This is a genomic window from Streptomyces sp. NPDC005728 (assembly GCF_040630895.1).
In the GTDB taxonomy this organism is placed as follows: Bacteria; Actinomycetota; Actinomycetes; order Streptomycetales; family Streptomycetaceae; genus Streptomyces.
On the sequence record NZ_JBEXYL010000028.1, the window covers coordinates 75,548 to 102,353 of the forward strand.

At 69.8% G+C, this 26,806-nt stretch carries 25 protein-coding genes and 2 pseudogenes; 15 read left to right on the forward strand and 12 right to left on the reverse strand.

The features are described 5' to 3' along the window. Window positions 1-31: 31 nt before the first annotated feature. The 7 genes from ABZ471_RS20615 (at window position 32) to ABZ471_RS20645 (ending at window position 7,209) form a co-directional block, all read left to right on the forward strand. Window positions 32-214, forward strand: a complete 183-nt coding sequence (locus tag ABZ471_RS20615; protein ID WP_359068215.1) for a hypothetical protein — start codon at window positions 32-34, stop codon at window positions 212-214. 52 nt (window positions 215-266) lie between these two features. Continuing rightward, window positions 267-1,604 (forward strand): sugar ABC transporter substrate-binding protein, encoded by a 1,338-nt coding sequence (locus ABZ471_RS20620; protein WP_359068216.1) that lies wholly within the window; start codon window positions 267-269, stop codon window positions 1,602-1,604. Between the two features lie 132 nt (window positions 1,605-1,736). Continuing rightward, entirely contained in the window at window positions 1,737-2,516 is a 780-nt protein-coding gene (locus ABZ471_RS20625) for a rhamnogalacturonan acetylesterase (protein WP_359068217.1), read from the forward strand. 67 nt (window positions 2,517-2,583) lie between these two features. After that, entirely contained in the window at window positions 2,584-3,852 is a 1,269-nt protein-coding gene (locus ABZ471_RS20630) for a polysaccharide lyase family 1 protein (RefSeq protein WP_359068218.1), read from the forward strand. A gap of 69 nt (window positions 3,853-3,921) precedes the next feature. After that, the gene (locus tag ABZ471_RS20635) at window positions 3,922-5,055 is read left to right on the forward strand and encodes a pectinesterase family protein (protein ID WP_359068219.1); all 1,134 of its coding nucleotides are present in this window, start codon (window positions 3,922-3,924) and stop codon (window positions 5,053-5,055) included. A gap of 23 nt (window positions 5,056-5,078) precedes the next feature. Then, a complete protein-coding gene (locus tag ABZ471_RS20640) occupies window positions 5,079-6,182 on the forward strand; it encodes a chondroitinase-B domain-containing protein (protein ID WP_359068220.1) in 1,104 nt (367 codons plus the stop codon). Between the two features lie 229 nt (window positions 6,183-6,411). Next, window positions 6,412-7,209: an HAD family acid phosphatase gene (locus ABZ471_RS20645; protein WP_359068221.1), complete on the forward strand. Its 798-nt coding sequence runs from the start codon at window positions 6,412-6,414 to the stop codon at window positions 7,207-7,209. 18 nt (window positions 7,210-7,227) lie between these two features. Here ABZ471_RS20645 and ABZ471_RS20650 read toward each other — a convergent pair. Next, a pseudogene (locus ABZ471_RS20650) lies at window positions 7,228-8,262 on the reverse strand (glycoside hydrolase family 43 protein); the annotation flags it as partial. A gap of 200 nt (window positions 8,263-8,462) precedes the next feature. Between ABZ471_RS20650 and ABZ471_RS20655 the strand changes: the two are divergent. Continuing rightward, window positions 8,463-8,690, forward strand: a pseudogene (locus ABZ471_RS20655) (pectate lyase); the annotation flags it as partial. Between the two features lie 94 nt (window positions 8,691-8,784). Here the strand turns inward: ABZ471_RS20655 and ABZ471_RS20660 are convergent. After that, window positions 8,785-9,633, reverse strand: coding sequence for a hypothetical protein (locus ABZ471_RS20660; RefSeq protein WP_359068222.1), 849 nt, complete (start codon window positions 9,631-9,633; stop codon window positions 8,785-8,787). Next, on the reverse strand, window positions 9,630-10,196 hold the full coding sequence (locus tag ABZ471_RS20665; protein ID WP_359068223.1) for a SigE family RNA polymerase sigma factor: 567 nt from the start codon (window positions 10,194-10,196) through the stop codon (window positions 9,630-9,632). Before ABZ471_RS20665 ends, ABZ471_RS20660 begins: the two co-directional genes overlap by 4 nt. 243 nt (window positions 10,197-10,439) lie before the next feature. On the opposite strand from ABZ471_RS20665, the gene ABZ471_RS20670 reads away from it, so the two are divergent. Then, complete coding sequence (locus ABZ471_RS20670) at window positions 10,440-11,891, forward strand: NCS2 family permease (RefSeq protein ID WP_359068224.1); 1,452 nt, start codon at window positions 10,440-10,442, stop codon at window positions 11,889-11,891. A 42-nt stretch (window positions 11,892-11,933) separates the two neighbouring features. Here ABZ471_RS20670 and ABZ471_RS20675 read toward each other — a convergent pair whose 3' ends face one another. The 4 genes from ABZ471_RS20675 to ABZ471_RS20690 form a co-directional block, all read right to left on the reverse strand. Continuing rightward, window positions 11,934-13,388: a penicillin-binding transpeptidase domain-containing protein gene (locus ABZ471_RS20675; RefSeq protein WP_359068225.1), complete on the reverse strand. Its 1,455-nt coding sequence runs from the start codon at window positions 13,386-13,388 to the stop codon at window positions 11,934-11,936. A gap of 55 nt (window positions 13,389-13,443) precedes the next feature. Beyond that, entirely contained in the window at window positions 13,444-14,103 is a 660-nt protein-coding gene (locus tag ABZ471_RS20680; RefSeq protein ID WP_359068242.1) for a response regulator transcription factor, read from the reverse strand. Between the two features lie 17 nt (window positions 14,104-14,120). Further along, a complete protein-coding gene (locus tag ABZ471_RS20685) occupies window positions 14,121-15,365 on the reverse strand; it encodes a histidine kinase (RefSeq protein ID WP_359068226.1) in 1,245 nt (414 codons plus the stop codon). Window positions 15,366-15,451: 86 nt separating this feature from the next. Continuing rightward, on the reverse strand, window positions 15,452-16,219 hold the full coding sequence (locus ABZ471_RS20690) for an IclR family transcriptional regulator (protein ID WP_359068227.1): 768 nt from the start codon (window positions 16,217-16,219) through the stop codon (window positions 15,452-15,454). 140 nt (window positions 16,220-16,359) lie between these two features. Between ABZ471_RS20690 and ABZ471_RS20695 the strand changes: the two genes are divergently transcribed. The 5 genes from ABZ471_RS20695 (at window position 16,360) to ABZ471_RS20715 (ending at window position 21,102) form a co-directional block, all read left to right on the forward strand. Next, a complete protein-coding gene (locus ABZ471_RS20695) occupies window positions 16,360-17,889 on the forward strand; it encodes an aldehyde dehydrogenase (NADP(+)) (RefSeq protein ID WP_359068228.1) in 1,530 nt (509 codons plus the stop codon). A 45-nt stretch (window positions 17,890-17,934) separates the two neighbouring features. Next, window positions 17,935-18,543, forward strand: a complete 609-nt coding sequence (locus ABZ471_RS20700) for a DUF1349 domain-containing protein (RefSeq protein ID WP_359068229.1) — start codon at window positions 17,935-17,937, stop codon at window positions 18,541-18,543. Window positions 18,544-18,642: 99 nt separating this feature from the next. Continuing rightward, a complete protein-coding gene (locus ABZ471_RS20705) occupies window positions 18,643-19,146 on the forward strand; it encodes a GNAT family N-acetyltransferase (RefSeq protein ID WP_359068230.1) in 504 nt (167 codons plus the stop codon). Window positions 19,147-19,217: 71 nt separating this feature from the next. Further along, a complete protein-coding gene (locus tag ABZ471_RS20710; RefSeq protein WP_359068231.1) occupies window positions 19,218-19,943 on the forward strand; it encodes a DsbA family oxidoreductase in 726 nt (241 codons plus the stop codon). Between the two features lie 97 nt (window positions 19,944-20,040). Further along, the gene (locus ABZ471_RS20715; protein WP_359068232.1) at window positions 20,041-21,102 is read left to right on the forward strand and encodes an aminotransferase class V-fold PLP-dependent enzyme; all 1,062 of its coding nucleotides are present in this window, start codon (window positions 20,041-20,043) and stop codon (window positions 21,100-21,102) included. 60 nt (window positions 21,103-21,162) lie between these two features. On the opposite strand, the gene thpD is transcribed toward ABZ471_RS20715, so the two are convergent. The 5 genes from thpD to ABZ471_RS20740 form a co-directional block, all read right to left on the reverse strand. Then, complete coding sequence (thpD, locus tag ABZ471_RS20720) at window positions 21,163-22,050, reverse strand: ectoine hydroxylase (RefSeq protein WP_359068233.1); 888 nt, start codon at window positions 22,048-22,050, stop codon at window positions 21,163-21,165. A gap of 5 nt (window positions 22,051-22,055) precedes the next feature. Further along, on the reverse strand, window positions 22,056-22,460 hold the full coding sequence (locus tag ABZ471_RS20725; protein WP_359068234.1) for an ectoine synthase: 405 nt from the start codon (window positions 22,458-22,460) through the stop codon (window positions 22,056-22,058). A gap of 30 nt (window positions 22,461-22,490) precedes the next feature. Further along, complete coding sequence (gene ectB, locus ABZ471_RS20730) at window positions 22,491-23,762, reverse strand: diaminobutyrate--2-oxoglutarate transaminase (protein ID WP_359068235.1); 1,272 nt, start codon at window positions 23,760-23,762, stop codon at window positions 22,491-22,493. Between the two features lie 13 nt (window positions 23,763-23,775). Then, window positions 23,776-24,294: a diaminobutyrate acetyltransferase gene (gene ectA / locus ABZ471_RS20735; protein WP_359068236.1), complete on the reverse strand. Its 519-nt coding sequence runs from the start codon at window positions 24,292-24,294 to the stop codon at window positions 23,776-23,778. A 253-nt stretch (window positions 24,295-24,547) separates the two neighbouring features. Then, window positions 24,548-25,648, reverse strand: a complete 1,101-nt coding sequence (locus ABZ471_RS20740) for an aminotransferase class V-fold PLP-dependent enzyme (RefSeq protein ID WP_359068237.1) — start codon at window positions 25,646-25,648, stop codon at window positions 24,548-24,550. Between the two features lie 147 nt (window positions 25,649-25,795). Here ABZ471_RS20740 and ABZ471_RS20745 point away from each other — a divergent pair, with 147 nt between their 5' ends. Then, window positions 25,796-26,638 carry a transporter substrate-binding domain-containing protein gene (locus ABZ471_RS20745; RefSeq protein WP_359068238.1) on the forward strand — a complete coding sequence of 281 codons (843 nt, stop codon included), beginning with the start codon at window positions 25,796-25,798 and terminating at the stop codon, window positions 26,636-26,638. Window positions 26,639-26,806 lie beyond the last annotated feature (168 nt).

A 26,806-nucleotide genomic window follows, 5' to 3' on the forward strand; every position in this document is an offset into this window, starting at 1 on the left:
TCCGTCCCCTGTATGCCTGTTGGGAGCCGCAATGACGCACTTCCCTGGCAAGCGCTTGCCAAGGTCGAGGCCGGGTAACACGACAGGCCGGACGGACGAGTACGGCACGGCCTTCGAGCCACGTGACTTCCACGCCCACCACCTCGACCCGGCCGCCGCCGTCCCCGCGCTGGTCAAGCGCTTCTCCGGTCCGCAGGCGCGGATCGGTCACTGACACCCCCACAGCTCCACCCCTTCCGCTGGATCCAGAAGAAGAGAGCCGACCAATGAAGAGCAGCATCCGCAGAAGCAGGCGCGCCGCCACGGCCGTCGCCCTGGGCTCCGTGCTCGCGCTGACCGCCACCGCCTGCGGCGACGACGGCAGCGGCGGCGCGGGGGACAAGGGGGGCGAGGGCTCCGGCAAGGGCACGATCACCTTCTGGGACAACAACGGCGGTGTGCGCACCGACATCTGGAAGCAGATCATCGCCGACTTCGAGAAGAAGTACCCGGACATCAAGGTCGAGTACGTCGGCATCCCGGCGGCGAGCGCCCAGTCCAAGTACGACACCGCCGTCCAGGGCGGTGGTCTGCCGGACGTCGGCGGGGTGGGCACCGCGATGCTCGCCGAGGTCGCCGTCCAGGGGGTGCTGGAACCGCTGGACAGCCGGCTCGGCAAGAGCCCGCTGAACGGAAAGCTCAGCCAGAACCTCATCGACGTCAGCAAGGCGGCGGGCGGCGGGGACACGCTGTACCAGGTGCCGACCTCCGCCAACAACGGCACGCTGTGGTACCGGACGGACCTGTTCAAGAAGGCCGCCCTGGACGCGCCGACCACCTGGTCGAAGTTCTACGAGGCCGCCGACAAGCTCACGAACAAGGGCAAGAACGCGTTCGGCTTCACCATCCGTGGCGGTGAGGGCGCCATCGCGCCGGCCCTCGACGCGGTGTACGGCCAGACCGGCATCACCTCGTTCTGGAACGGCGACAAGACCACCGTCAACGACCCCAAGAACGTGGCCGCCCTGGAGAAGTACGTCGCGCTCTACAAGAAGGACACCCCGTCCGCCGACGTCAACAACGACTTCACGAAGATGGTCGCCCAGTGGGACAGCGGCACGATCGGCATGCTGAGCCACAACCTGGGGTCGTACCAGGACCATCTGAAGGCGCTGGGCAAGGAGACGTTCCGGGGCATCCCGAATCCCACGATGGACGACGGCACCCGGGTGCAGGTGTCCAACCCGGTGGACGGGCTGAGCCTGTTCAAGTCGAGCAAGAACAAGGCGGCGGCCTGGAAGTTCATCGAGTTCGCGGTGTCCGCAGCGGAGAACTCCAAGTTCAACGAGTCGGCGGGGCAGGTGCCGGCGAACACGGAGGCGGCGAAGGACACGTGGATTCAGCAGGCCGAGCCCACGAAGCTGGCGGCGGAGGCGTTGAACGGGGGCAGTACGAAGATTGTGCAGTTGCCGTACTACCTGCCTGACTGGAACACGATCTCCAAGTCGGACAACGAGCCCAATTTCCAGAAGCTGCTGCTCGGGAAGATGAGCGCGAAGGAATTTCTCGACACGCTGGCCGATCAGCTCAATGCTGCGCAGGCGGACTGGAAGAAGAACCACTGATAGCTCGGGTGGTTTCGGATTCGTGGGGGGCCGCGGGTCCGTTGTGGCTGGTCGCGCCCGCGCGACGGAGTCGCACATTGATACGGACCCGCGCCCCTGAATTCCGTACCCCATGTTTGAAAGGTGTACCTTGTGGCCCTCACGCGCAGACAGGTGACTTCCGCTGCCCTCGCCGCCGTACCCCTTGTCGGCCGGTCCCCGAAGGAGCATCGCACCGTCTACATCGCCGGTGATTCCACCGCGGCCCAGAAATACGCCGACGCCGCTCCCGAGACCGGGTGGGGAATGGCGCTCTCCTTCTTCCTGCGGAAGGAGGTGAAGGTCGCCAACCATGCGGTGAACGGGCGGAGTTCGAAGAGCTTCGTCGACGAAGGCCGGCTCGACGCCATTCTCTCCGTGATCCGGCCCGGCGATTTCCTGATCGTCCAGTTCGCGCACAACGACGAGAAGAGCACCGACCCCACTCGCTACACCGAGCCCTGGACCACGTACCAGGACTGTCTGCGGCAGTACATCGACGGGGCACGGACGAAAGGGACCCACCCCGTCCTCGCCACCCCCGTCGAACGCCGCAGGTTCGACGCCGACGGGAACGCCGTACCGACCCACGGTGAGTACCCGGCGGCCATGCGCGCGCTCGCCGAGGAGGAAGGGGTCGCGCTGCTCGACATCGAGGCGCTGTCGCTCGCGTTGTGGCAGGAGCTGGGTGTCGAGGAGACGAAGAAGTACTTCAACTGGACGGACACCGAGCAGGACAACACGCACTTCAACCCACCGGGCGCCATCGCCGTGGCCCGGCTCGTGGCGCAGGAGCTGCTGCGCACCCGGGTGCTGGGCCGGCATGACGTCGTCCGGTTGCACGAGGACATTCCGACGTCCTGGATCACCTGGCCGCCCGCACCGCAATCGTGACCTCACGAAAGAGGAGACCCGCACAGTGCGTACACAGAAATGTCATGGACGTGTCATAGGTGCGCTCGTGGGCTGCACCGCCCTCGTGCTCGCCGTCACCGGGGCCGCCTCCGCGCAGCCCGGTCGGGGCCCCGAGCGCCAGGTGCTGCCCGCAAGCGACGGCTGGGCCGCCTACGGCACCGGGACGACCGGCGGTGCCGCCGCCGATGCCGCGCACGTCCACACCGTCACCACCTGGGAGCAGTTCAAGGCCGCCCTCGCGGACGGCGCCAGTACCGCGAAGATCATCAGGGTGAAGGGCACGATCGACGCGGACGGGCCGAGCTGCGACTCGTTCGCCGTGCCCGGCTACGACTTCGACACCTACCTGAAGACCTACGACCCGGCCGTGTGGGGTCGCACCAAGAACCTCGACGGCGAGTCCGACGGCAGCCCCGAGGGCCTGCGCCGGGCCTCCGCCGCCCAGCAGGACGCCTACATCAAGGCGAACATCCCCGCCAACACCACCATCGTCGGCATCGGCAGGGACGCCGGCTTCAAGGGCGCCAGCCTCCAGATCAAGGGCGCCGACAACGTCATCGTCCGCAACCTGAGCTTCGAGAGCCCCCTCGACTGCTTCCCGCAGTGGGACCCCACCGACACCGCCGACGGCAACTGGAACTCCGAGTACGACAGCGCGGTGGTCTACGGCTCGACCCATATCTGGATGAACCACAACACCTTCACCGACGGCGACCACCCGGACAGCACCCTGCCCCACTACTTCGGCCGGATCTACGAGCAGCACGACGGCGAACTGGACATCGTCAAGGGCGCCGACTACGTCACCGCCTCCTGGAACGTCTTCGAGGACCACGACAAGACGATCCTCATCGGCAACAGCGACAGCGCCTCCACGGCCGCGGTCGACCGGGGTCATCTGAAGGTCACCTTCCACCACAACCTGTTCTCGAACCTGGTCGAGCGCGCACCCCGCGTCCGCTTCGGACAGGTGGACTCCTACAACAACCACTTCGTCGCGGGCGACGGCTACTCCTACAGCTACGGCATCGGCATGGAGTCCCAACTCGTCGCCGAGCACAACGCGTTCACCCTGCCGACGGGTGTGAAGACCGGTTCGATCCTGAAGAAGTGGAAGGAGGCGCCTCTCACCGCCACCGACAACTACGTCAACGGCGTGCCGACGGACCTGATCGCCGTCCACAACACCGAGATCCCGGGCGAGATCCTGCAGTCCGGGGCCGGCTGGACGCCGACCCTGCGCACCGAGGTCGACCCCGCCAAGGCCGTGCCGGGCCTGGTCGACCACTGCGCGGGCGCGGGCCGCCTGGGCTGACCCACCGGGGCCGGACGCCCGGCCCCGGCCCCCTTCTCCCCACGAGCCGCACCGCGAAGGAGCACTCCCATGCCCTCGCCCCACCTCCCTCTGTCCAGACGGCGTTTCCTGCTCGCGAGCGCCGGGGCCGCCGCCGCGCTCGGCCTCGCCGCCGTCCCCGCGCGGGCCGCCGGGGGACCGCGCCCGTTCGGCCGGTACGGGTCACCGGCCCGCCGCCTCACCCCGGCGACCCTGTACGTCCACCCGTACGGCCGCGGTGACTTCACCTCCGTGCAGGCCGCCGTGACCGCCGCCACCGGCAGCGGCCGGACGCTGGTCCTCGCACCCGGCACCTACCGGGAGACGGTCGCCGTCGACGTCAGCCGTACGGAGACGACCTGGATCGGCGCCTCCGAGGACCCCCGGGACGTCGTCATCGTCTACGACCACGCGGCCGGCACCCCCAAGCCCGGCGGCGGCACCTACGGCACCACCGGATCGGCCACCACGACCGTGCAGGCCGACGGCTTCACCGCCCGCTGGATCACGTTCGCCAACGACTGGCTGCGCGCCGACCACCCCGACATCAGCGGCACCCAGGCCGTCGCCATCAAGGTGCAGGGCGACCGCAGCGCCTTCCTGCACTGCCGCTTCCTCGGCCACCAGGACACCCTGTACGCCGACTCGACGGCCCTCGGCACCTTCGCCCGCCAGTACTACGCCCACTGCTACGTCGAGGGTGACGTCGACTTCGTCTTCGGACGGGCCACCGCCGTCTACGAGCACTGCCACTTCCGCACCCTGAACCGCACGGACCTGGCCGGGGCGCCGTACGGCTTCGTCTTCGCGCCCTCCACGGCCGTCGCCAACCCGCGCGGCTACCTGGTCGTCCGCAGCCGTGTCAGCAGCGAGGCCCCCGACGCCTTCTACAAGCTGGCGCGCCCCTGGGTGCCCGGCTCCGACCACACCGCCCGCCCCATGCTCACCGTCCGCGACACCTGGCTCGGCCCCGGCATCGACGCGGCCGCGCCCTACACCGACATGTCGGCCACCTACCCGTGGCAGAACCAGCGGTTCGCCGAGTACCGCAACGCGGGGCCGGGCGCCGTGATCACCGTCCCCGCCGACCGGCCCCAGCTCACCGACACCGAGGCCGGGCTGCACACCCCCGCGGCCTACCTCGGCGACTGGCACCCCCACTCCCATCCCCACCGCTCGCTCTGAGCCGACGAAAGGACCCGCACGTCATGCGTCGCATCAAGAGCACCCTCACCGTCCTCGCCATCGCCGGACTCGGCCTGGTCGCCACGCCCGCGCACGCCGCGACCGTGGTGGTCAGCAACTCCACCGACCTGGCGAACGCCATCAAGAACGCCACCGCCGGCACCGTCATCCAGGTACGCGGCGGCACGTACTACCCGACCGCGACCCTCCAGTCGACGGCCAACGGCACTTCGTCCTCCCCGATCACCCTCACCGCGTACGGCTCGGAGACCGTGAAGATCGACGGCTCCTCGATGCCCTCCGGCTCCTGGATCTTCAAGCTGACCGCCGACTACTGGAACGTCTCCGACATCACCTTCCAGAACTCCCCGGACAGTGCGGTCGTCTGCCAGTCCTGCACCGGCACCGACTGGAACAACATCAAGACCATCAACGGCGGCGACTCCGGCTTCACACTCACCGGGGACGGGACCGTGAACAACACGGTCAAGAACCTGGACTCGTACGGCAACTACGACGCCGCCACGCACGGCCAGAACGCGGACGGCGTCGCCGTCAAGTTCGGCTCCGGCACCGGCAACCTGGTCAGCGGAGCGCGCCTCTACAACAACTCCGACGACGGCATCGACCTCTGGTCCTTCTCCTCCCCGGTCACCATCGAGCACACCTGGTCCTTCGGCAACGGCAAGAACCGCTGGGGCGACACCGCCTTCGAGGGCAACGGCAACGGCTACAAGCTCGGCGGCAACGGCGTGACGGTCGCCCACGTCGTCAACAACTCCGCCGCCTGGGACAACGCCGGCAACGGCTTCACCGAGAACTCCAACACCGGCGCGATCGTCATCAACCGCACCACCGCCTACGCCAACGCCCAGTGGGGCTACTACTTCGCCACCAGCTCCGCCCGCCTCGGCAAGAACCTCGCGGTGAGCAACGGCGGCGGACTGGTCGGCAAGGGCTCCTCGGTCGTCTCCGCCGGCAACAACTGGGACTCCGGCGTCTCCACCCCGTCCTTCGTCTCCACGGACGCCTCCACGACGTACAACGCCCGCAAGCCGGACGGCTCCCTGCCGTCGACGACGTTCCTGACGACGGGCAGCGCGACGATCGGGGCGACGATGAATTAGAGCTGGCCCGGTGGCTGACCCCGGGCGCCGACTGGTCGCTTGCCGCCTTCCGTCCCGGCGGCGAATTGCTCGCCGCCGCAGACACCAAGAGCACCACGCGCCGTACGTCCCCGGCGAACCCTACGACCCGCCGTGCGACTGACCAGCCCCTGCATCCAACCGAATTGGTGTGTATCGATCGGGCAACGAATCTCGCCTTCCACTGGGTGACGCGCGTAGAAAACCTGTCATGCATAAATCACTACGGATCGCGGCGGTCACCGCCGCCTGTGCCCTCGCCGGTGGCGCCCTGTACGGCGCCGGCGCGGCCACGGCCGGTCAGTCGACGGCGAACTCGACCCATGAGCCCTACAACATCGGGCTCCTGGTGAAGGACATCGACACCTACTACGGCACCACCGCCGACGCCAACGGCGTCTACCAGGCGTCCCCGGACAGCCCGTACGCCAAGGACCTGGCGCGCATCGACGCCGACGCCAGGCGCTACATCGACAAGGCGGCCCGCAAGGCGCACCGCCACGGCGAGAAGCCGGCCGTCGTCTTCGACATCGACGACACGCTGCTGCTCAGCCTCGACTACGAGAAGCGGTACAACTACACGTACAACGGGACCACCTGGGCCGACTACGTGAACAAGGCCAGCCGTCCGGCCGTGTTCGGCAGCCCCGAGCTGGTCCAGTACGCCGAGTCCAAGGGCGTCGAGGTCTTCTACAACTCCGGTCTCAGCGAGGCGCAGCGCAGCGCCGCCGTCGAGAACCTGAAGAAGATCGGCGCCGATGTGAACCTCGACGCCGACCACATGTTCCTCAAGGACAAGGCCAACCCGCCGGCCTACCTGGGCGACTGCGCCACCCCGGGCACCTGGAACTGCACGACCGTGCAGTACAAGGGCGGCACGCGCAAGCACATCGAGGACGACCTCGGGTACGAGGTCATCGCCAACTTCGGCGACCAGTACTCGGACCTGGACGGCGGCTACGCCGACCGCACCTACAAGCTGCCGAACCCGACCTACTTCGTCTCCTGACGGTCATCCGTAGGTCCTGAGCAGCCGCTCGTACTCGGCCCCCGTCACCGGCAGCACCGTGCCGTGGCGGGGGCTGGCGGGCAGTGCGTAGTCCGTGGACAGGGTCCACCTGCCCGAGGCGAGGTCGGTGGTCTCGAAGGGTACGTAGCCGCGCAGGCCGTACTCGTCGATGAACAGGTACCACTTCTTCTCGGTGTTCGACTTGAACACGGTCGGCCCCTCGCCCCGCTGGATGGAGCCGCTGCCGATGCAGTCGGAGACGAAGCCGTACGACGTGGCGGTCAGGTCCCGCGACTTCTCGGCGGTGATGAACTTCGAGCAGGGCGAGCTGGAGCTGGGGTCCCGCTCGTCCTTGGTGAAGCGGTAGTACGTCCCCTTGTCCTTGATGACCGTCGAGTCGATCACCGAGTAGCCCGGGTCGTCCCAGACCTTCGGCTCGCTGAAGGTGCGGAAGTCCCTGGTGGTCGCGTAGAGCATCCGGTTGTACGTCGAGCCGGTGTGGCCGGGGTCGTCGGCGGCGTACAGCTTCGACGCCCAGAAGACCACGTACTCGTGGAGCCGGTCGTCCCAGTAGGCCTCCGGGGCCCAGGTGTTGCCCGCGTTGTCCGGTGCCACCTTCACCAGCCGCTGATCGGTCCAGTGCACCAGGTCGGTGGACTCCCAGATCATGACGGACCTGCTGCCGTGCCGCTGGACGTAGTCCCAGCTGCCGCTGCTGTTCCGGTACATCCGCAGGTCGGTGGCGATCAGATAGAACCTGTCACCCTTGGGGGAGCGGATCACGAAGGGGTCGCGCAGGCCCTTCTCGCCGATGGTCGAGGTCAGCACCGGCTTGCCCGCGTTCAACTCCCGCCAGTGCAGCGGGTCGTTGTCCTGACTGAGGGCGTAGCGGATCTGTTCGCCGTCGGCGGTGCCCTCGCCGGTGAAGTAGGCGAAGAGATAACCCGCGTACCTGGGATGCCGTGTCTGCGCGGAGCCCGGCGGGGCGGTCAGCAGGGTGAGGAAGAGGGCGGCGAGGAGGGGGACCAGCAGGGTCCTGGTTCTGAGGCGCATGGCAGTCCTGTGAGGGTTTGGGGACTTCTGTTGATTGGTGCGCGCTCTCGGAGTGTGGCCAGTGATGATCAGGGCGTCAATCCGTGTGCAGGCGACTCGGGCGGCCGAAACTTTCGGTCGTTTTCGCTCGGGCGCGGCAACCCGATCCGGTCACGGCGGCGACTGGCATGCGTCCCAACCCCCTGGGAAAGGAACGACCAGTGCGGCAGAGCACCGGACGCCACCGCAGGACGCGCACTCTCTCGATCGCCGCCGCGGTGGCGGTCGCCGCGGGGGCCGGCGGCGTCTGCCTCGGCCTGTCGAACGGCGGCGCCCAGGCCGCCGCGACCACGGTCACCGTGTCCACCACCGCCCAGCTGGAGTCGGCCGTCAGAAACGCCGCCGCCGGTACCGTCATCCAGGTGCGGGGCGGCACCTACTACCCGACTGAGATCCGCGGATCGTCGGGGCTGATCGCGTGGTTCCCCGCGCCCTGTGAGGTGTCGGCGCCCCCGTCGGCCGGAGCTGCGGAGGCGTTTCGGTCTAGGAATCGCCTTCGCTGGTGTCGTGTGCCGCGAAGTCGCCCGTCACCGTGTACGGGTGGCCGTCCGCCGTGCCCGCGATCGTGTAGCTGTCGTCCTTCGCGTCCCGGCCGCCGCGCTCGTGGTGGTACTGGCCCGCGAACACCCACTCGCCCGCCGGGACCTTGCTGCCGTCCTTGAGGGTCCAGGTGTAGACGAGGAAGCCGTTCCTCTCCCCGACGGTCAGGGTGAAGTCCGTCTCGGGCAGGGACCGCCAGGCGCCCGCCGAGGTGACCCCGCCGGTCCGGGCAACCTTCAACTCGACGGTGAGCGAGGTCAGTTGACCGGAGGTCTTCAGGGTGAGGTTGCTCTGCGCCCAGAAGTCGTTGCTGTGCGGGTCCACCGAGCCGTCCGACCACAGCGGGCCGTCCTGCTCGCCGTGGGCCACGGGCGGCTGTGCGGAGGTCTGCGGAGTCCGCGACGGTGAGGAATCGGGGGTGCGGGGCGGGTGTGGGGCGCCCGTACCGGGTGCCGGGTCCGCGGGGTGCGCCGACGGTCGCGTCGTCGCGTCCGGTGACGGTGTGGGCGTCGGTGAGACCGCGACGGTCTGCTGCGGGGGAGAGGAGTCGTTCCTGACCGCCGACGCCACCGCGTACCCGCCGACCGCGAGGACTCCGGCCACCGCCGCGGTGGCGCCGACCACGCGCATCCAGCCGAACACCGGCGAACGCTCAGCCCGGTGGCCGACGCCGGGCCGGCCCGCCATGCCACGCTCGACCCGGGCCAGGATGCGCGCCCGGTCGGGTTCATGGGCCTCGGCCGCCTCGTGCAGCCGGTCGCGCAGCTCGTCGTGCACGTCCTGCCGCCTCATCGGTTCCTTCCTCCGCTCTCGCCACCGCGCGCCATCGCCGCGTGCACCTTCTGCGGCACACTCCGGGGACCGAGCAGTCGTTGCAGTTCGGCCACGCCCTTGGACGTCTGGCTCTTCACCGTACCGACCGACACCCCGAGAGCCAGCGCGGTGTCCTTCTCCGACAGGTCGAACGCGTGCCGGAGCACCACACACGCCCGCTTGCGGAACGGCAGCCTGCGCAGCGCCTCCTGTACGTCCACCACGCCCGCGACGTCCGGGTTCTCGGTCCTCTCCTCGCGGTGCGACCAGAACAGCGCGATCCGGCGCCGCTCCCGCACCGCGCTGCGGATCCGGGAGCGGGCCAGGTTGGCGACCACGCCCCGCGCGTACGCCACCGGATGGTCGGCCGCGCGCACCCGGTCCCAGCGGTCCCACAGCGCCAGCAGCGCATCCGCGGCCAGGTCGTCGGCGGCATCCGCCTCGCCCGTCAACAAGTGGGCGAGACGGGAGAGTTCGGCGTAGTGGCGTTCGAAGAAGGCGTGGAACTCCACGGAGGCGGCGTCGTCGACGACTGAGCCCACGGGTGACCCCTTCTCGGTACGACGGTGAGTGTCATGTAAATGACATGCGAACGTCCGGTGGAGGCCCGGACGGAGATCCGGAAGCGTAGCAGTGATCTTTTTGCGTGCAATGTACGGAGGATCGGACGCCGTATGACACTCCGAACCCGATTCCGTAACACGGTGAATACCTGAAACGGGTTCAACGAGGGAACAATCCAGCCAGCATCCGCACACGCTCACCAGGCAACGAGGAGTAGGACCATGTCCGAGACGCAGAAGGTGGACCAGCGGTCGAGCGCCGCGCCACCTGCCGGGAACAGCGTCGACCGGTACTTCAGAATCTCCGAGCGGGGATCGACGTTCGGCCGGGAGATACGGGGCGGCTTCGCCACGTTCTTCACGATGGCCTACATCCTTGTCCTGAATCCGATCATCCTGGGCAGCGCCAAGGACAAGTTCGGTCACTCCCTCGACACCGGCCAACTCGTCACCGCCACCGCGCTGGTGGCCTGTGTGATGACGGTCATCATGGGCGTCGGCGGCAACCTCCCCCTTGCCATCGCCGCCGGCCTCGGCCTCAACGCTGTCGTCGCCTTCCAACTGGCCCCGCTGATGAGCTGGCCCGACGCGATGGGCCTGGTCGTCCTGGAGGGCGCGCTGATCTGCCTCCTGGTCCTCACCGGACTCCGGGAAGCGATCATGAACGCGATCCCGCAGCAGCTGAAGCAGGCCATCGGCGTCGGCATCGGCCTGTTCATCGCCTTCATCGGCTTCGTGGACGCCGGGTTCGTCAGCCGTATCCCGGACGTCGCCAACACCACCGTCCCCGTGCAGCTCGGCGCCGTCGGCCGCCTCACCGGCTGGCCCGTCCTCGTCTTCTGCCTCGGTGTCCTGCTGACCATCGCGCTGCTCGCCCGCAAGGTGAAGGGCGCGATCCTCATCAGCATCGTGACCATGACCGTCGTCGCGATCGTCATCAACGCCCTCGCCGACATCAAGAGCTGGGGCCTGACCACCCCGAAGGTCCCGGACAAGCTCGTCGCCGCCCCGGACTTCGGGCTCGTCGGTCACTTCAGCCTGTTCGGCGGCTTCGCGGAGGCCGGTGTCCTCACCGCCGTCCTGCTGGTCTTCACGCTGATCCTGTCGGACTTCTTCGACGCGATGGGCACCATCGTCGGCATCAGCGCGGAGGCCGGACTGCTCGACGAGAAGGGGCAGGTGCCCGGTATCGGCCGCGTCCTGTTCATCGACGGCGCCGCGGCCGTCGCCGGCGGTGTCGGCTCCGCCTCCTCCAACACCGCCTACATCGAGTCCGCGGCCGGCGTCGGCGAGGGCGCCCGCACCGGCTTCGCCAACCTGGTCACCGGCGGCCTCTTCGGCCTCGCGCTCTTCCTCACCCCGCTGCTGACGATCGTCCCGCTGCAGGCGGCCGCGCCCGCGCTGATCGCGGTGGGCTTCCTGATGATGACCCACGTCAAGCACATCGACTGGGACAAGTACGAGATCGCCATCCCGGCGTTCCTCACCATCGCCGCGATGCCGTTCACCTACTCGATAACGGACGGCATCGGCGCGGGCTTCCTGTCGTACGTGCTCATCAAGGCGGTGCTGGGCAAGGCGAAGGAGGTCAACTGGCTGCTGTGGGGCGTCTCGGCGCTGTTCCTCGTCTACTTCGCGATCGATCCGGTGGAGCAGATCCTGGGCGTGAAGTGAGGCTTGGGGGGCGGTTCTGCCGAACCGCCCCCTTCCCGGTGTCTACTTCAGCGCCGCCTGCATCATCGCCTTGGCCACCGGCGCCGCCAGACCATTGCCGCTGACCTCGGAGCGCGCCGCGTCCGACTGCTCCACCATCACCGCGACAGCGACTTCCTTGCCGTTGCTGTCGGACTTGCCGTACGAGGTGAACCAGGCGTACGGCGTCTTGCTGTTGTTCTCGCCGTGCTGGGCGGTACCGGTCTTGCCGCCCACGGTCGCCCCGTCGATCAGCGCGTTCGTACCGGTGCCGTCCTTCACCACCGTCTCCATCGCCGACTGCAACTGCTCGGCCGTGCCGGAGCTGACGATCTCCTTGGTGTCCGCGCTGTCGTCGTAGTCCTTCAGTACGTCACCGCCGCTGTCGGTGATCCGCGACACCATGTGCGGCGAGACCAGCTTGCCGCCGTTGGCTATGGCCGCCGACACCATGGCCATCTGGAGCGGGGTCGCGGTGACGTCGAACTGGCCGATGCCGGACAGGGCGGTCTGCGCCTTGTCCATGTCCGAGGGGTACACGCTGGCGTAGGCCCGCACCGGCACGTCCAGCCGGTCGTCGTTGAAGCCGAACTTCTCGGCCATCGCCTTCACCTTGTCCTGGCCGAGGTCGACGGCCATCTTGCCGAAGACGTTGTTGCAGGAGTACTGGAGGGCGACCCGGATCGAGGCGTTCTCGCACGGGGCCGACGTGTTCTCGTTCCTCAGCGGGCGCGTCGTGCCCGGCATGGTGTACGGGTCGGGACTGCGGGTGTGCTGGTCCACGTTCTCGTACAGCCCGCTCTCCAGCGCGGCCGCCGCCACGACCAGCTTGAACGTCGAGCCCGGCGGCAGCGGCTGGCGCAGCGCACGGTTGGTGAGCGGCTTGTCCTTGTCCGCGTTGAGCCGCTTCCAGGCCGCCCCGGCCGTGTTCGCGTCGGTGAGCTGCCCGGGGTCGTACGACGGGGTCGACACCACCGCGAGGATCTTGCCGGTCTTCGGGTCGATCGCGACGGCCCCGCCCTTGTTGCCGCCGAGCGCGTCGTACGCCGCCTTCTGCACGGCCGGGTCGATCGTGGTGAGCACGTTGCCCGGGTCGGCGCGCTTTCCGGTGACCGTGCCCAGCACGGTCTTCAGCTGATTGTCCGTGCCGTTGAGGAGATCCCCGTAGATGCCCTCCAGCTGGGTCGGGGCGTAGGCCTGCGAGGCGTAGCCCGTCACCGCCGCGTACAGCTTGCCGTTCTTGTACGTCCGCTGGTACGCGAGGTCGCTTCCCTTCGTCCGGGCCGAGCCGGTGATCGAGTTCCCGGCCACGATGATGTTCCCGAGCGGCTGTGAGTACGTCTCGATCACGTTCCGCCGGTTGTCGTTGTCGTCCGCGAGGGCCTTGCCGTCGTAGAACTGCACCCAGGTCGCCCTGACCAGCAGGGCGAGCACGAGCAGCAGCGTGAAGACGGACGCTCGCCTGATCGTCTTGTTCATCCCGCTCGTGAAGACGATCGAGACAGGGACAATCGTTCCCGTACGCCCGCTTTTCTTATCGTGTGTTCAGAAACCCGGCCTCGTACGCGGCGATCACCGCCTGCGTCCGGTCCCGGGTGCCCGTCTTGGCCAGCACGGCCGCGACGTGCGACTTCACGGTGGCCGGGCCGACGTCCATGCGCCGGGCGATCTCCGCGTTGGTCAGCCCGGCAGCCATGTGCCGCAGCACCTCGCTCTCGCGTCCCGTGAGCCGGCCCACCCAGGCCGGGGGTACCGGCGCCCTGCGCGCGTGCTCGGTCGCGAGGGTCCGTACGGCCGACGGGAACAGCAGGCTGTCGGTGCGCGCGACCAGCCGTACCGCCTGGACGAGGGTGTCGGCGTCCGACCGCTTCAGCAGGAACCCGGCGGCTCCGGCACGCAGCGCGTCGTACACGTAGGAGTCGTTCTCGAAAGTGGTCACGACCACGATCCGGGGCGGCTCGTCGAGGGTGGCGAGGATCTGCTCGGTGGCCCGGATGCCGTCGGCCTCCGGCATGCGGACGTCCATGAGGACGACGTCGGGGCGCAGCTCCCGGACGACGGACACCGCCTCGGCGCCGGTGGCCGCCTCGCCGACCACCTCCAGGCCGGGCTCGGCGGAGAGGATGGCCCGCAGGGCGGTGCGGACCATGCGCTCGTCGTCGGCGAGGACGACCCGGATCGGGGGCCGGGGCATGCGGGTCCTTTCGTCGGTCACGTGGATCCCTTCAGCGGCAGTCGGGCCTGCAGGCGCCATGTGTCCCCGGACGCGCCCGCGTGCGAGGCGCCGCCCAGCAGCCGTACCCGGTCGGCGATTCCGCGCAGGCCGTGGCCGCCGCCGGGGCGGGGAGCGGGGGAGGCGCCGAGGGGGTTCTCGAGGGTGATCTCCAAGTACCCGTCGGTGGTGGTGATGCGGAGGGCGACCGGTTCGCCGGCGTGCTTGAGGGCGTTGCTCAGGCCCTCCTGCACGATCCGGTACGCCTCCCGGGAGACCAGCGGGGGCAGGGCGGCGGGGCCGGTGTCGACAGTGGCCGTCACACGCTGCCCGCCCGCCCTGGTCCGGCGCAGCAGCCCGTCCAGGTCGGCCGCGAGGGTCGGCGCGGGGGCGGTGCCGGGGGCGCCGCCGTCCCGCAGCACACCGAGGACGGCGTCCAGTTCACCGACCGTGCGCCGGGTGGTGTCCTCGATGGCGGCCAGTGCCTCGCGCACGAACTCGGGGTCGGCGCCGAGGACGCGGCGGGCGGCGCTCGCCTGGAGGGTGACGGCGCTCAGCGCGTGTCCCACGGAGTCGTGCAGTTCGCGGGCGAGCCGGTTGCGCACGGCGAGGTCGGCGGCGCGCGCCTCGGCCGCGGCGAGCCGGTCCGCGGGGGTGGGTCCGAGCAGGGCGGGCGCCCAGCGGGCGAGCAGGGCCCCGCAGCCGGCGGCGCAGGCCGCGAGGGCGACCAGCATCGCCATGCCTGCGAGGGGGCAGAGCGCCAACGCCCAGCCGTGGTCGAGGACTTCGGGGAGTCCGAGCCGGGGGTCGCGCAGCCCGGCGAACAGGGGCACCGCCATCAGCGCCACGGCGAACGGCGGCACGGCCAGCGACATCCCCGAGAGGATCCCGCCGAGCCCCAGATGCAGCGTGAACCAGGCGGCCGTACGGCCCCGTTCGGACCGCGTCCGGGCCGGGCCGGGGGCGAGGGCGTCGGCGTCGACGCCGCACAGGGCGCGGGCGGCAGCCGACTCCAGCGGGCGGGTCAGCGGGAAGAGGGAGGTGACGGCGGCGATCGGCAACCCGACCGCGAACGAGCCGAGTTGCAGGGGCAGGGACCCGAACACGTCGGCCACGCCGGTGAGCGGCCCCACGACCACCGAGCCGACGAGGACGTACGGCATGGCGAGCGCACCGCCCAGGATCAGATGGATCCAGCGGCGCCGCGCCCGCCCGTCGAAAAGAAGTCCCCACACCCTGGTCATGCAGCAACGCTCCTGCTTCGACCGCCTGGTTCACGTCCTGCGCACCGACGATCCGCCTCCGCCGGACGGGGGAGACGCCGTCGTCCTCACAGCCTCCGCGTCGCCAGCGTGAGGCGGTCCCGCGCGTCGAACAGCGCGTCCTTGATCATCTGTTCGTGGGCGGGGGTCAGCCGGGCCACCGGGACCGAGCAGCTGATGGCGTCCCGGGCGGGGGTGCGGTACGGGATCGCGACACCGAAGCAGCGCAGGCCCAGCGTGTTCTCCTCGCGGTCGACGGCGAAGCCCTGCTCGCGGACCTGGTGGAGTTCCTCGATCAGCTTCTCGCGGTCGGTGATCGTGTGCTCGGTCAGGGCGGGCAGCGTCTCCGGCAGGAGCTTGCGGACCTGTTCGTCGGTGTGGGTGGCGAGCAGCGCCTTGCCGAGGGAGGTGGAGTGGGCGGGCAGGCGGCGGCCGACGCGGGTGAAGGGGCGCAGATAGTGCTGCGACTGCCGGGTGGCCAGGTAGACGACGTTCGTGCCGTCCAGGCGGGCCAGGTGGATGGTCTCCGTGGTGTCGTCGGAGAGGCGGTCGAGGGTCGGCCGGGCGGCCGCCACCACCTCGTCGCCGTCGATGTAGGACGTGCCGACCAGCAGCGCCCGCACCCCGATGCCGTACCGCGTCCCCGTCGCGTCCGTCTCCACCCAGCCCAGCTCCACGAGTGTGCGCAGCAGCATGTACAGGCTGGACTTGGGGTAGCCCACGGCCTCCTGGACGGCTGCGAGGGAGTGCATGCCGGGCTTTCCGGCGAAGTACTCGAGCAACTCAACGGTCCGCACCGCGGATTTGACCTGTGCCCCTGTCTCGCCTGCCGACATCGCCCTTGACCCCTTCGTTCGACGACGACCTGGATATATAGTCTCCGAGCAGCGTATTCATCATCAGAGACAGCGTTCAGTATATCGAACGCGCTGGATGATTGACCCAGGAATTGCGGCCTTACTTGGAGGGATCCGCGGTGGCAGCAGCACCAGTCTGGAGTGTCGACCCGCGTACCGGGAAGCAGCGTGAACAGGTTGCGGTGGAGGCCACAGCCCTGGAGGTGGACGCGGCTGTCCGCGCGGCGCACGCCGTCCGCGGCGCGCTCGCCGACCGCACCGTGCGCTCCGCCTTCCTCCGCTCGGCCGCCGCCGGCCTCGAAGCGGCCAAGGACGGCCTCATCGAGACCGCCGACGCCGAGACCGCCCTCGGCCCGGTCCGGCTGACCGGCGAACTCGCCCGCACGGCGTACCAGCTGCGCGCCTTCGCCGGCATCGTCGACGAGGGCGCCTTCCTGGACGTCGTCATCAACCACCCCGACGACACCGCCACCCCGCCGATACCGGACCTGCGCCGCTACAAGGTCCCGCTGGGCGTCGTCGCCGTCTACTCCGCCTCCAACTTCCCCTTCGCCTTCTCCGTGGCGGGCGGCGACACCGCGAGCGCGCTGGCCGCGGGCTGCCCGGTGGTCGTCAAGGCCCACCCCGACCACCCGGGCCTGTCCGAGCTGGTCGCCAAGGTGCTGCGCCGGGCCGCCGCCGAACACGGCATCCCCGAGGGCGTCGTCGGGCTCGTGCACGGCTTCGAGGCGGGCGTCGAGCTGATCAAGCACCCGCTGGTCGCCGCCGCGGGCTTCACCGGCTCGGTGCGCGGCGGGCGTGCCCTGTTCGACGCGGCCGCCGCGCGACCGGTGCCGATCCCGTTCCACGGTGAGCTGGGCTCGCTGAACCCGGTCGTGGTGACCGAGGCGGCGGCGGCCGAGCGGGCGGAGGCGATCGGCTCCGGGCTGGCCGGGTCCATGACCCTGGGCGTCGGCCAGTTCTGCGTCAAGCCGGGCCTGGTGCTGGTGCCGTCCGGCGCCGCGGGCGACGGGCTCGTCAAGGCGCTCACGGACGCCGTCAGCGACACCGACGCGGGTGTCCTCCTCGACCACCGCATGCGGGACAACTTCGTCGCGGGCGTCGCCGAGCGCGTACAACTGCCCGAGGTGGACTCGCCGGTCACGCCGGGCGCGGGCGGCGAGCACACGGTCAGCCCGGGGTTCTTCACGGTGCCCGCGAGCAGGCTGGCCGAGCAGGGCGCGTACGACCTGCTGCTTGAGGAGTGCTTCGGACCGGTCACCGTGGTGGTCCGCTACGAGGACGAGGGCGAGGCGACGGCGGTGCTGTCGCGGCTGCCGGGCAACCTGACGGCGACGGTGCATCTCTCGGCCGAGGAGGCCGCCGGCGAGGGCCGTGGTGCCGAGATCCTTGCCGAGCTGACGCCGCTGGCGGGCCGTGTCCTGGTGAACGCATGGCCGACGGGCGTGGCGGTGGCTCCGGCCCAGCACCACGGTGGTCCCTACCCGGCCACCACCTCGACGTCGACGTCCGTCGGCGGGACGGCCATCGAGCGGTGGCTGCGGCCGGTCGCCTACCAGAACGCGCCCGAGGCGTTGCTGCCGGCCGAACTGAAGGACGGCAACCCGCTGGGCCTCCCGCGCCGGTTCAACGGCGTCCTCGAACGCTGAACACATTCACGGGACGGACGAAAAGGAACCTGGGACACTCGCGCAATGGACGTGGAACTTCCCGAACTCCCCTTCCCCCTGAGGACCTACGGGCCCGACGGCAACTGGTCCTACGAGGGGGGTGTGCTCACCGGGTGGGCCGGCCCCCGGCAGGACCGGTTCGTGCCGCCCACCGGTGAAGCCGAGGAGCCCGCCTCCGACGCGCCCCGGCTGCTCGGGGCGCCCGAGGGCGACTTCCAGCTGGCAGCCCGGGTCACCGTCGGGTTCAACGCGTCCTTCGACGCCGGTGTCCTCTACGTCCACGTCGGCGACCGCGCCTGGGCCAAGCTCTGTCTGGAGTACTCCCCGGACGTGCCCACCGTCTGCACGGTGGTCACCCGGGGACACTCCGACGACGCGAACTCCTTCTCCGTGGAGGGGAGTTCGGTATGGCTGCGGGTCAGCCGGACCGGGCGGGCCTTCGCCTTCCACGCCTCCCCGGACGGCGAGCGCTGGACCTTCGTCCGGCTCTTCACCCTCGGCGAGGAGAAGGAGACCGGCGCGGCGCTGGTCGGCTTCATGACTCAGTCGCCGATGGGGGAGGGCTGTGTGGTCACCTATGACCACCTCGCGTTCAGCCCTGCCTGGCCGAGCGACCTGAGAGACGGAAGATGAGGGCGAACGTCAGGGTGGGCAGGTTCTCACGCAGAGTGCCTGCAGGGCCCGGCTCAGCCGTCATGGAACCGGGCCCGGTGCCGTCACGTCCTCCGTTGCATGATCAGTGAACGTGTGACCGACGCCCTGGTGATCCGCACCGCCGTGGCCGCCGAGACCGAGTCCATCGCCGATCTGCACGTCCGGGCCCGCTCGACCTACTACCCGGACGGCCTTCCCCAGGCCGACTTCGACTGGGTCGAGGCCTGGCGCGGCTCCATCGAGCGCCCCGACGGGCATGTGCTGTGCGCCGTCGCGCAGGGCCGGATCTCCGGCATCGCCTCCTTCCGCACCCCGGACGGCGCACCCGCGGACACGGTCAAGCTGTTCCAGTTCCACGTCGACCCGGACCACTGGCGCTCCGGCATCGGCACGGCCCTGCACACGGCCTGCGTGGAGGAGTGGCGGGCCGACGGCAAGCGGACGGCCGTGCTCGACGTGCACACGGACAACGCCCGCGCCCAGGCCTTCTACACCCGCCAGGGCTGGATCCCCGACCCGGAGAACCCGCCCGCCGAGGGCGACCACCACCTCTTCCTGCGCTTCCGGGTGCCCGGGGAATGAACGGGGCTGTTTGAAGGTTCACGTACGTGGAGAGAGCCTCCGTGCCCGTACGACCTGGAGAGAGCCGAGACATGCGCGTCGAGATCTGGAGCGACATCGCCTGCCCGTGGTGCTACGTGGGCAAGGCCCGCTTCGAGAAGGCTCTGGCCGCCTTCCCGCACCGCGACGAGGTCGAGGTGGTGCACCGCTCCTTCGAGCTGGACCCGGGCCGCGCCAAGGGCGATGTGCAGCCGGTGATCACCATGCTCACCAAGAAGTACGGCATGGACGAGGCACGGGCCCAGGCCGCCGAGGACAGCCTGGGCGCCCAGGCCGCCGCCGAGGGCCTGGACTACCGGACCCGGGGCCGCGACCACGGCAACACCTTCGACATGCACCGTCTGCTGCACTTCGCCAAGGAGCAGGGCAGGCAGGACGAGCTGATCCAGACCCTGTACCGGGCCAACTTCGCCGAGGAGCGCTCGCTCTTCACCGGGGGCGACGAGCTCCTCGTGGAGCTGGCCGTGGAGGCCGGACTGGAGGCGGAGGCCGCCCGCGCGGTGCTCGCCGACCCGGCCGCGTACGCCGACGAGGTCCGCGCCGACGAGAGCGAGGCCGCCCAGCTCGGCGCGAACGGCGTGCCCTTCTTCGTCCTCGACCGCACCTACGGCGTCTCCGGCGCCCAGCCCGCCGAGGTCTTCGCCCAGGCACTGACCCAGGCCTGGGGCGAGCGGTCCCCGCTGAAGCTGGTCGACCAGGGGGACCAAGGAGACGGGGCGGCCTGTGGACCGGACGGGTGCGCGGTGCCTCAGCACTGAGAAACCGCAGGTCGGCGCGGACGTATAAGCGCTCCTAAGCGGATCCACGTAAAAATCCGCAATGGACTACTACTTCCTGGGGCCGCAGAGTGGACCCATGGAGACCACGGAGACGTTCGAGAGCCTCGTCCGCGCCGAGTTCACCCCGAGGAGCACCTACCTCAACACCGCCAGCAACGGCCTGCTGCCGGCCCGTACCGTCGCCGCCCTGCACGAGGCGGCGCTGCTGCGGGCCGAAGGCCGGCCGCTGACCTCGCTGTACGAGGACGTGGAGGCCTGCCGGGCCGCCTACGCCCGGCTCGCCGGGGTCCCGGCCACCCGGGTCGCGGCCGGCGCCTCGGTCGCCGCGCACACCGGTGTGATCGCCGCCTCGCTGCCCGCCGGTGCCGAAGTCCTCACCGCCGAGGACGACTTCACCTCCGTGCTGAACCCCTTCCACGTCCGCGGCGACCTCAAGGTCCGCTCGGTGCCGCTGGAGCGGATCGCCGAGTCCGTCCGCCCGGGCACCGCGCTGGTCGCGGTCAGCGCCGCCCAGTCCGCCGACGGGCGCATCGCCGACCTGCCCGCCCTCCGGGAGTCCGCCCGCGAGCACGGCGCGCGCACCTACGTCGACTTCTCCCAGGCCGCCGGCTGGCTGCCGATGGACGCGGACGCCTACGACTTCACCGCCGCCGTCTCCTTCAAGTGGCTGCTCGGCCCGCACGGGGCGGCCTTCCTCACGGTCCCCGAGGACTTCGGCGGGCTGACCCCGGTGCTCGCGGGCTGGGTCGCCGCCGAGCGGCCGTGGGACAGCTGCTACGGCCCGGTCGCCGAACTCGCCCACTCCGCCCGGCGGTTCGACCTCACCCACGCCCTGTTCACCTTCGCGGGCCTGCGCCGCTCCCTCGACCTGATCGAGGAGCTGGGCGCGGCCGCCGTCCACGCCCACGACGTGGCCCTCGCCGACCGGTTCCGGGCCGGACTCGCCGCCCTCGGCCGCGCGCCCGTGCCCGCCCCCGGCTCGGCGATCGTCTCGGTGCCCGGACTCGGCGGCCGCCAGCCCGAACTGAGCCGCGCCGGCATCGAGGTCTCCGACCGCGCGGGCAACCTGCGCGCGGCCTTCCACCTGTACAACACGCCCGCGGACGTGGACCGCCTGCTGGACGCGCTGTCCCACTGACACGACCGGACCGGGGCCTCCCGTCCCACACGAGGAGGCCCCGGCCCGGTGCTCGGGGGGTTACTTCACCGGAGTGAAGTCGCGCGCGCCGATGAACTCAGGCCTGCGGATCGGTGCCGCGAACGGCTCCACCGCCGTGTTCTCCACGCTGTTGAACACGATGAAGACGTTGCTGCGCGGGAACGGCGTGATGTTGTCGCCGGAGCCGTGCATGCAGTTGCAGTCGAACCAGGTCGCCGAACCGGCCCGGCCCGTGAAGAGCCGGATGCCGTGCTCGCTCGCCAGCCGGGTCAGCGCCTCGTCGGACGGGGTGCCCGCGTCCTGCATCTGCAGCGACTTCTTGTAGTTGTCCTTCGGCGTGGCCCCGGCGCAGCCCAGGAACGTCCGGTGCGAGCCCGGCATGATCATCAGGCCGCCGTTGGTGTCGTGGTTCTCGGTCAGCGCGATCGAGACGGACACCGTGCGCATGTTCGGCAGGCCGTCCTCGGCGTGCCAGGTCTCGAAGTCCGAGTGCCAGTAGAAGCCGCTCGCGCCGAAGCCCGGCTTGACGTTGATCCGGGACTGGTGGACGTACACGTCGGAGCCGAGGATCTGCCGGGCCCGGCCGACGACCCGCTCGTCCCGCACCAGGTTCGCGAACACCCGGCTGATCCGGTGCACTTCGAAGACCGAGCGGATCTCCTGCGACGCCGGCTCGACGATCGCGCGCTCGTCGGCCCGGATCGCCGGATCGGCGACCAGCCGGTCCAGCTCACTCCGGTAGACCTCGACCTCGTCGGGGGTGATCAGCTGGTCGACGGCGAGGAAGCCGTCGCGCTCGTACGCCCGGAGGCCGGCGGCCGGGATCGGCCCCGGGGTGTCCGGGGAGCCCCAGACGACCGGGTCCTGCCGCGGGACGGTCACCTCGGCGGCGGCGCGGCTGGGGTACAGGTCGGTGACGGTGGTCATGGGTGTCACACCTCCTCGGGCTCGGTGAGCAGCGGGTAGACGCCGTTCTCGTCGTGGTCCTCCCGTCCGGTCACGGGCGGGTTGAACACGCAGATGCAGTGGAAGTCCTCCTTGACCCGCAGCGTGTGCCGCTCGTGCCCGTCGAGGAGGTACATGGTGCCGGGGGTGATCGTGTAGGTCCTCCCGGCCTCGTGGTCGGTGAGTTCGGCCTCGCCCCGGGTGCAGACGACGGCCTCGACGTGGTTGGCGTACCACATCGACGTCTCGGTCCCGGCGTACAGGATGGTCTCGTGCAGGGAGAAGCCGACCCGCTCCTTGGCGAGGACGATCCGCTTGCTCTCCCAGGTGCCGGACGCGGCCTTCACATGCCGGTCGGTGCCTTCGATGTCCTTGAACGATCGGACGATCACGATGCTGTGCTTCCTCCTCGGTGGATGGTGCTAGGCGGTCTCGCGGACGGACCGGGCGACGACGCTGAGACCTTCGTCCAGCTCGTCGGCGGTGACGGTGAGCGCGGGCAGCAGCTTGACGACCTCGCCCTCCGGGCCGGACGTCTCGATGAGCAGCCCGAGCTCGAAGGCGCGCCGGGCGACCCGGGAGGCCCGCGCCTTCTCGTGGAACTCCAGGCCCCACACGAGTCCGCGCCCGCGGTACTCCTTCACGTCGGCGAGGTTCTCCTCGGTGATGGAGATCAGCGCCTGCTCGATCTGCTCGCCGCGGGCGCGGGTCTGCTTCTCCATGGCGGAGCCGTCGGTCCAGTACGTCTCCAGGGCCGCGGTGGCGGTGACGAACGCGGGGTTGTTGCCGCGGAAGGTGCCGTTGTGCTCGCCCGGCTCCCAGACGTCGAGTTCGGGCTTGAACAGGCACAGCGACATCGGCAGGCCGTACCCGCTGATCGACTTGGAGACCGTGACGATGTCGGGCGTGATGCCCGCCTCCTCGAAGGAGAAGAAGGCGCCGGTACGCCCACAGCCCATCTGGATGTCGTCGACGATCAGCAGCATGTCCTGCCGCTCGCACAGGTCGGCGAGCGCCCGCAGCCACTCCGGCCGCGCCACGTTGATGCCGCCCTCGCCCTGCACGGTCTCCACGATCACGGCGGCGGGCTTGTTGAGCCCGGACCCCTGGTCCTCCAGGAGCCGCTCGAACCAGAGGAAGTCCGGGACCGTGCCGTCGAAGTAGTTGTCGAACGGCATCGGCGTGCCGTGCACCAGCGGGATGCCGGCGCCGGCCCGCTTGAAGGCGTTGCCGGTGACGGCCAGGGAGCCCAGCGACATGCCGTGGAAGGCGTTGGTGAAGGAGACGATCGCCTCCCGCCCCTTCACCTTCCGGGCGAGCTTCAGCGCGGACTCCACCGCGTTGGTGCCGGTCGGCCCCGGGAACATGACCTTGTAGGGCAGGTCGCGCGGGCGCAGCACCAGGTCCTGGAAGGCCTGCAGGAAGGACCGTTTGGCCGTGGTCGACATGTCCAGGCCGTGGGTGACACCGTCCCGGGACAGATAGTCGATCAACGCCCGTTTCAGTACCGGGTTGTTGTGTCCGTAGTTGAGTGAGCCGGCCCCGGCGAAGAAGTCGAGGTACGCATGGCCGTCCTCGTCGTACATACGGCTGCCCTGCGCACGGTCGAACACGGTGGGCCAGCCGCGGCAGTAGCTGCGCACCTCGGACTCTAGGGTCTCGAAGACGCTGAGGTCGGGCTGGGTGATGGTCACGGTGAATCGCTCCTCAGTGCGAGGTGGAGGGGGTCAACGGGCCGATGCGGTACAGGACTTCGGGGTCGTGCGGGCCGTCCGGGAACAGGTCGGCGGGGAACAGCACCTCCCGGGTCAGGTCCGCGCGGTGGCGGGCGGCGAACGAGGTGAACAGGCGCTCGGAGGCGGTGTTCCCGGGGGCGATGGTGGTCTCGACGCGGGTGATGCCGCGCTCGGCGGCGAGCCGGGAGGTCAGCCCGTCCAGCAGCCGGGCGGCGATGCCGCGACCCCGGTGGGCGGCGTCGACGGCGACCTGCCAGACGAGCAGGGTGTCGGGGCGGTCGGGCCGCACGTACCCGGTGACGAATCCGACGGGCTCGCCGTCCGTGCCGCGCGCCACCGCCGAGGTGCCGGCGAAGTCCCGGCACCACAGCAGATAGCTGTACGAGGAGTTCAGGTCGAGGGTTTTCGAATCCTTGGCGAGACGCCAGAGCGCGGCCCCGTCGGCCACCGTCGGTCGGTCGATGAACAGGTCTGCTGGTGCGGCAGTCATGCGGCACGAATTTAGCGAGGCAAATTCAGAAATGCACGGGCGGGTTGACCGGTGCGAGAGGCGGTGTAGGTGAAATGTCTGAGTTACCCCATGGCAAACCATGACAAATCCCCACGGTTGTGGAGTGTGTCACAGCCTCGAAATCCCTGCGAAACCTTGTTGTTTAGCCTCGCAAAAAGCGGGCAGAAGAAGACGGGAAGCTATCGTTCAATAAATTCGCAGGAATTGTGAAACCTATTTGAATTCAGGTCGTTTATCGCCAGGTTTCGTCCGCCGCGCGGCGGGCTCCCGCCAGGTCCACCGTCAGCCCGCGCTCGGCGAGGGCGGCGCCCAGGGCCTCCAGGCAGCTGTACACGGCACCCGGGCTCGCGTCCGGCCCGTAGTGGTTGACCCGGATCATCTCCTTGGCCAGGGCGCCGCCGCCCGCCGCCAGGGGGAGGGCCGGGTCGCTCTCCAGGGCCCGCGCCACCAGCTCCGACGCCACCGCCCCGGCGGGGACGCGCAGGGTCGTCGCGACCGGTGCCGCCTCCTTCGCCTCGTACACGTACGGCTCCAGGCCCCCGCCCAGGGCCGCCACGCCGGCGCGCACGGCCAGCGCGGCGCCGCGGTGCCGGGCCATCACCGTCTCCAGGCCCGCCGACTCGATCCGCTCCAGGCACGCCTCCAGCGCCAGCATCTCCAGCTGGGCGGGCGCGTGCAGCAGCGCCTTGCGGCCGCCGTCGATCCAGCGCTCCTTCCAGTCGAGGAGGGAGAGGTAGGAGCGGCGCGGCGCGTTCGGGTTGGCCGTCATACGGGCCCACGCCCGCTCGCTCACCGAGATCGCCGACACGCCCGCCGGGCCGCCCATCGCCTTCTGGGCCCCGATCACGCACAGGTCCACGCCCCACGCGTCCGGCAGCACCGGCTCCGCCCCGACGGAGGCGACCGCGTCCAGGTAGAACAGCGCGCCCTGCTCCCGCACCGCCTCGCCGATCTCCGCGACCGGATTGGTGTTGCCGGTCGCCGCCTCCGCATGGACGAGGGACACGAAGTCGATCTCCGGGTGGGCGGCGAAGGCCTCCCGGACCTGGGCCGCCGTCACCGCGGTGTGGAAGGGCACCGGGAGGTCGATCACCGTCGCCCCGCAGTCCCGGAGCCAGTTCCCGAACGTCTGGCCGTACGGGCCCGTGATCACGTTCAGTGCTGTCGTGCCGGGACCGGCCGTCGAGCGGATCGCACCCTCCAGCGGCAGCAGCGCCTCGCCCTGGGTGATCACGACGTCCTGCCGGGTGTCCAGCAGCCGGGCCACCCGGTCCTCGATGGCGGCGAACCGCCCGGCGTCCAGCGGGGGCAGGTCGAGGAAGGGATGGGTCATGGCACTGCTCTCTTCGTTCACGGAGGTTCACGGGCGTCGACTCCACCGATCTTAAGTCGGACGGCCTCGTAACCATGGGTTTGATTTGAGAGACTCAAACTCTTCCTTATAATCGGAACCCACAGTTCCCCCATATGGAGATCCCCCATGAAAACGCTCGGACGCCGGACCCGCCTTCTGGCCGCCACCACCGCGACGGCCGGGCTCGTGCTCGTGGCCGGCTGCTCCTCCAGCGACTCCGGGAGCGGCAAGACCACCGTCAAGGGGGTCCACCTCGCCAAGGCCGGTCAGCTGACCACCTGCACCCACCTGCCGTACCCGCCGTTCCAGTCGGAGATCGACGGCAAGGTGCAGGGCTTCGACGTCTCCCTCATCGACCTCGTCGCCAAGGACCTGGGTGTCAAGCAGCAGGTCCTCGACACCCCGTTCGAGAACTTCAAGACGGGTGCCTTCCTCAACTCCGGCCAGTGCGACCTGGCCGCCGCCGGTATGACCATCACCGCCGAGCGCAAGAAGAACGTCGACTTCTCCGACCCGTACTTCGAGGCCACCCAGGCCGTACTGGTCGACAAGAAGGCCGGCGTCAACTCGCTCGCCGATGTCAAGGCCAAGGGCAAGAAGCTCGGCGCCCAGGCGCAGACCACCGGCGAGGACTACGCCAGGGGCAAGGGCTACGACCCGGTCTCCTTCCACTCCTCCGACGCGGTCCTCAACGGCCTGCGCACCGGCCAGGTCCAGGCCGTGATCATCGACTACCCGGTCGTCCAGGGCTGGCTGAAGGACAAGGCCAACGCCGACGCCTTCAAGGTCGTCGACAACCTCAACACCGGTGAGCAGTACGGCTTCACGGTGAAGAAGGGCAACGCGGCGCTGCTCGCCGCGATCAACAAGGCCCTCAAGGACGCCAAGGCCGACGGCACCTACAAGAAGATCTACGAGCAGTGGATCGGCCCGTACCACTCCGCCGCCGCCTCGCCGTCCGCCTCCTGACCCCATGACCGACACGGACACGCAGACCCAGCCGAAGAAACCGGGCCTCACGCGCCGTCAGAAGCGCAGGCTGTCGCGCGGCCCAGACCACCAACCAGATCAAATCACTGATCATCACCGCGCCCGCTGCGGTACGCGAAGCACTGCGCTCGCTGACCACCACCGAGT

Coding starts and splice junctions, on each gene's coding strand:
- ectA (WP_359068236.1), bottom strand. CDS start 24,294: ATGACTGCCGCACCAGCAGACCTGTTCATCGACCGACCGACGGTGGCC.
- ABZ471_RS20710 (WP_359068231.1), top strand. CDS start 19,218: ATGCGCGTCGAGATCTGGAGCGACATCGCCTGCCCGTGGTGCTACGTG.
- ABZ471_RS20715 (WP_359068232.1), top strand. CDS start 20,041: ATGGAGACCACGGAGACGTTCGAGAGCCTCGTCCGCGCCGAGTTCACC.
- ABZ471_RS20620 (WP_359068216.1), top strand. CDS start 267: ATGAAGAGCAGCATCCGCAGAAGCAGGCGCGCCGCCACGGCCGTCGCC.
- ABZ471_RS20690 (WP_359068227.1), bottom strand. CDS start 16,219: ATGTCGGCAGGCGAGACAGGGGCACAGGTCAAATCCGCGGTGCGGACC.
- thpD (WP_359068233.1), bottom strand. CDS start 22,050: ATGACCACCGTCACCGACCTGTACCCCAGCCGCGCCGCCGCCGAGGTG.
- ABZ471_RS20670 (WP_359068224.1), top strand. CDS start 10,440: ATGTCCGAGACGCAGAAGGTGGACCAGCGGTCGAGCGCCGCGCCACCT.
- ABZ471_RS20680 (WP_359068242.1), bottom strand. CDS start 14,103: ATGCCCCGGCCCCCGATCCGGGTCGTCCTCGCCGACGACGAGCGCATG.
- ABZ471_RS20615 (WP_359068215.1), top strand. CDS start 32: ATGACGCACTTCCCTGGCAAGCGCTTGCCAAGGTCGAGGCCGGGTAAC.
- ABZ471_RS20700 (WP_359068229.1), top strand. CDS start 17,935: ATGGACGTGGAACTTCCCGAACTCCCCTTCCCCCTGAGGACCTACGGG.
- ABZ471_RS20705 (WP_359068230.1), top strand. CDS start 18,643: ATGATCAGTGAACGTGTGACCGACGCCCTGGTGATCCGCACCGCCGTG.
- ABZ471_RS20645 (WP_359068221.1), top strand. CDS start 6,412: ATGCATAAATCACTACGGATCGCGGCGGTCACCGCCGCCTGTGCCCTC.
- ABZ471_RS20745 (WP_359068238.1), top strand. CDS start 25,796: ATGAAAACGCTCGGACGCCGGACCCGCCTTCTGGCCGCCACCACCGCG.
- ABZ471_RS20660 (WP_359068222.1), bottom strand. CDS start 9,633: ATGAGGCGGCAGGACGTGCACGACGAGCTGCGCGACCGGCTGCACGAG.
- ABZ471_RS20740 (WP_359068237.1), bottom strand. CDS start 25,648: ATGACCCATCCCTTCCTCGACCTGCCCCCGCTGGACGCCGGGCGGTTC.
- ABZ471_RS20685 (WP_359068226.1), bottom strand. CDS start 15,365: ATGACCAGGGTGTGGGGACTTCTTTTCGACGGGCGGGCGCGGCGCCGC.
- ABZ471_RS20635 (WP_359068219.1), top strand. CDS start 3,922: ATGCCCTCGCCCCACCTCCCTCTGTCCAGACGGCGTTTCCTGCTCGCG.
- ABZ471_RS20640 (WP_359068220.1), top strand. CDS start 5,079: ATGCGTCGCATCAAGAGCACCCTCACCGTCCTCGCCATCGCCGGACTC.
- ABZ471_RS20675 (WP_359068225.1), bottom strand. CDS start 13,388: ATGAACAAGACGATCAGGCGAGCGTCCGTCTTCACGCTGCTGCTCGTG.